The organism is Streptomyces sp. XY431, from assembly GCF_001279805.1.
GTDB classification, from domain to species: domain Bacteria; phylum Actinomycetota; class Actinomycetes; order Streptomycetales; family Streptomycetaceae; genus Kitasatospora; species Kitasatospora purpeofusca.
This window is the reverse complement of sequence record NZ_LGDO01000206.1, coordinates 1-3,585: the sequence shown is the minus strand read 5'-3', so window position 1 is coordinate 3,585 and position 3,585 is coordinate 1. Positions and strand designations below refer to the sequence as shown.

3 protein-coding genes and 2 pseudogenes are annotated in these 3,585 nt (G+C 67.1%); 3 read left to right on the top strand and 2 right to left on the bottom strand.

Annotated elements, in window-relative coordinates; genetic code table 11:
- The 3 genes from ADK60_RS20320 to ADK60_RS20310 form a co-directional block, all read left to right on the top strand.
- A partial coding sequence (locus tag ADK60_RS20320; protein ID WP_053647880.1) for a carbohydrate ABC transporter permease occupies window positions 1-817 on the top strand: 817 nt, incomplete at its 5' end.
- Window positions 817-1,647, top strand: a complete 831-nt coding sequence (locus ADK60_RS20315) for a carbohydrate ABC transporter permease (RefSeq protein ID WP_053647878.1) — start codon at window positions 817-819, stop codon at window positions 1,645-1,647. The genes ADK60_RS20320 and ADK60_RS20315, both read left to right, overlap by 1 nt.
- A gap of 34 nt (window positions 1,648-1,681) precedes the next feature.
- Complete coding sequence (locus ADK60_RS20310) at window positions 1,682-2,869, top strand: ABC transporter ATP-binding protein (protein ID WP_053647875.1); 1,188 nt, start codon at window positions 1,682-1,684, stop codon at window positions 2,867-2,869.
- 58 nt (window positions 2,870-2,927) lie between these two features.
- On the opposite strand, the pseudogene ADK60_RS48455 reads toward ADK60_RS20310, so the two are convergent.
- Both ADK60_RS48455 and ADK60_RS48140 read right to left on the bottom strand, forming a co-directional pair.
- Window positions 2,928-3,140, bottom strand: a pseudogene (locus ADK60_RS48455) (IS630 family transposase); the annotation flags it as partial.
- Between the two features lie 363 nt (window positions 3,141-3,503).
- A pseudogene (locus tag ADK60_RS48140) lies at window positions 3,504-3,585 on the bottom strand (transposase); the annotation flags it as partial.

The following is a 3,585-nucleotide window of genomic DNA, read 5'->3' as shown; positions in this document are numbered from 1 at the left end:
GATGGTCGCGGTCACCGCCTATCCGATCGCGTACGCGATCTACCTCTCACTGCAGCGCTACGACCTGCGGTTCCCGGGCCAGGCCCGCTGGGTGGGGTTAAGCAACTACTGGGCCGTGCTGACCTCGCCCTTCTGGTGGCAGGCGCTCTGGGTGACGGTGCTCATCACGGTGGTGTCGGTGGCCGTCGAACTGGTCCTCGGCATGGCGTTGGCGCTGGTGATGCACCGGGCGATCTTCGGTCGGGGCACGGTCCGTACCGCCGTCCTGATCCCGTACGGCATCGTCACCGTCGTCGCGGCGTACTCCTGGCAGTACGCCTGGACACCCGGCACCGGCTACCTGGCCGCGCTGCTGCCCGCCGGCAGCGCACCGCTGACCGACCAGTGGCAGGCGATCGGGCTGATCATCCTCGCCGAGGTCTGGAAGACCACCCCGTTCATGGCACTGCTGCTCCTCGCCGGCCTCGCGCTCGTCCCGGGGGAGACGGTACGCGCGGCGATGGTCGACGGCGCCACCTTCCGGCAGCGGCTGCGGCTGGTGATCCTGCCGCTGATGAAACCCGCGATCCTGGTCGCACTGCTGTTCCGCACCCTCGACGCGTTCCGGATCTTCGACAACATCTACGTCCTGACCGGCGGTTCCAACGACACCGGCTCGGTGTCCATCCTCGGCTACGACAACCTCTTCACCGCCCTCAACCTGGGCATCGGGTCGGCGATCTCGGTGCTGATCTTCCTGTGCGTGGCGGTCATCGCCTTCGTCTTCATCACGATCTTCGGCGCGGCTGCGCCGGGCGGCGAACCGGAGCGGCGCTGATGTCCCACCGCGGCAGGACCCTCACCGAATGGGGCGTCGTCAACGTCCTCGTCGTGCTCTACGCCCTCTTCCCGGTGTGGTGGATCGTCGCCCTGTCCTTCAAGGACCCGAGCACGCTCGGCGACGGCGCCTTCATCCCCCGCAAGTGGACCTGGGAGAACTACCACGGGATCTTCCAGACCTCGGAGTTCACCCACGCCCTGGTCAACTCGATCGGCATCGCGGTGATCGCCACCACGATCGCCGTGGTGCTCGGCACGATGGCCGCGTACGCCGTGGCCCGGCTGCGCTTCCCCGGAAAGCGGCTGCTCATCGGCATGTCGCTGCTGATCGCGATGTTCCCGCCGATCTCGCTGGTCTCGCCGCTGTTCAACATCGAGCGTGTGTTGGGCATCTTCGACACCTGGGTCGGGCTGATCATCCCCTACATGACCTTCTCGCTGCCGCTGGCGATCTACACCCTGTCCGCCTTCTTCCGCGAGATCCCGTGGGATCTGGAGAAGGCCGCCAAGGTGGACGGCGCCACCCCCTGGCAGGCGTTCCGACTGGTGATCGCCCCGCTCGCCGCGCCCGGTGTCTTCACCACCGGGATCCTGGTGTTCATCTTCTGCTGGAACGACTTCCTCTTCGCGATCTCTCTGACCTCCACCACCGCGGCCCGCACAGTCCCGGCGGCGATCGCGTTCTTCACCGGCAGTTCGCAGTTCCAGCAGCCGACCGGCTCGATCGCCGCGGCCGCCGTGGTGATCACCGTGCCGATCGTGATCTTCGTACTGCTGTTCCAGCGCCGCATCGTCGCCGGCCTCACCGCCGGCGCAGTCAAGGGTTGAGCCCGCCCGCCCGGGCGGACCAGGAAGGCAGACCGTGGCCGAGATCGTCCTCGAGGGCATCACCAAGCGCTACCCGGACGGCGCCCTCGCCGTCCAGGACTTCAACCTCACTATCGCCGACGGCGAATTCGTCATCCTGGTCGGCCCCTCGGGCTGCGGCAAGTCCACCACCCTCAACATGATCGCCGGGCTGGAGGACATCACCGAGGGCACCCTGCGGATCGACGGCCACGTGGTCAACGACCGCGCACCCAAGGACCGCGACATCGCCATGGTGTTCCAGAGCTACGCCCTCTACCCGCACATGAACGTCCGCGACAACATGGGCTTCGCGCTGAGACTCGCGAAGGCCGACAAGACCGTCATCAACGCGAAGGTCGAGGAGGCCGCCCGCATCCTGGACCTCACCCAGCACCTCGACCGAAAGCCCGCCAACCTCTCCGGCGGCCAGCGCCAGCGCGTCGCGATGGGCCGGGCCATCGTCCGGGACCCGAAGGCCTTCCTGATGGACGAGCCGCTCTCCAACCTCGACGCCAAACTCCGGGTCCAGATGCGTACCCAGATCGCGGCCCTCCAGCGCCGACTGGGCACCACCACCGTCTACGTGACGCACGACCAGGTCGAGGCGATGACCCTGGGCGACCGGGTGGTGGTGATGCGCGGCGGCGTCGTCCAGCAGGTCGGCACGCCCCAGGAGCTCTACGACGCCCCCGTCAATCTCTTCGTCGCCGGGTTCATCGGCTCACCCGGCATGAACTTCCTGGCCGCGTCACTGCACCGGGGCAGTATGCGGACCTCCCTCGGCGACCTACCGCTGGAGGACCGCGTCCGCCGCCGGCTGGAAGGGCAGGACGTGCCGCGCGACCTCATCGTCGGCATCCGGCCCGAGGACTTCGAGGACGCCGCTCTCGTCGACGAACGGCACACCGGCCACACCTGCACGGCCACGGTCGACGTCCGGGAGTCCGTCGGCTCCGACGTCTACGTCCACTTCACCGAAGAGGGCGCACCGGCCGGAACCGCAGAACTGGCTGAACTGGCAGCGGACTCCGGACGCGCCGACACCGGGATCCAGGGCCACCGGATCGTTGCCCGGCTCAGCCCCGCCACCCGCGCCGCCGAGGGCAGCCCACTCGACCTGTGGCTCGACGCGTCCCGCATCCACGTCTTCGACCCCGCCACGGGCATCAACCTCACCCACCCCGAGCGGCATAAGGGGTAGCGCGCGGGAGTACCGCTCCCTTGGCTTGACTCTGTCAGTCGTCCACCTTAAGGCCAGTCTAGATGAGGCAGCCGTCGATCAGATGTGAGCGGTACTGGATCTTCTTGAGACGCGCCCGAACGGTCTTGGCCAGGTGATCGACGTTGGCAGCCGCGAGGTTGCCGATGCCGCGTGTGACCAGCGACCAGATGCCCTCCTGCGGGTTACGGTCCGGGGCATCATAGGTCGGTCGCTGAAACACAGTGAGCCAGTCGGCGTTGGCCTCGAAGAACACGATGTCCGGCGAACAGCCCGACATCACCCGATCAAGTTCAGTAGTACTCCAGCTGCAGTTCTTGATCACTGTTGCGGAGCGACCTGTCGTTGCCGCCGCCCGTCGTCGATCGTGGGTGGCCTCATCCGTGCCGCTGCGCCGGGCGGACTGGAAGGCTGAGCTCATGGCTTCGAGCATCGTCTCCAGTACACCGAGTATCTGCGGACTGGTACGAGCGCCCTCTGGGTTCGGTTGCGGGAGCTCCTTCAGGAGCAGAGGCTTGACCCTGAGGCGACGGTCGTCGTTGGCCTCTTACAGGAGGCCCCGATCACGAGGATGGCCAAGTCTCCGGCGACAGCAGGATCTACTGACTTCGGCTTGTCAGGGTGAGGTTGGAGTGTCGAGGGTCAGGCCGGTGCCGGCTATGAAGCCGTCGAGGGTATCGGGCCGGTACTGCAGGCGT

Excerpts from the sequence above, each read along its gene's own strand:
- ADK60_RS20315 (WP_053647878.1), top strand. The coding sequence starts at position 817 with ATGTCCCACCGCGGCAGGACCCTCACCGAATGGGGCGTCGTCAACGTC.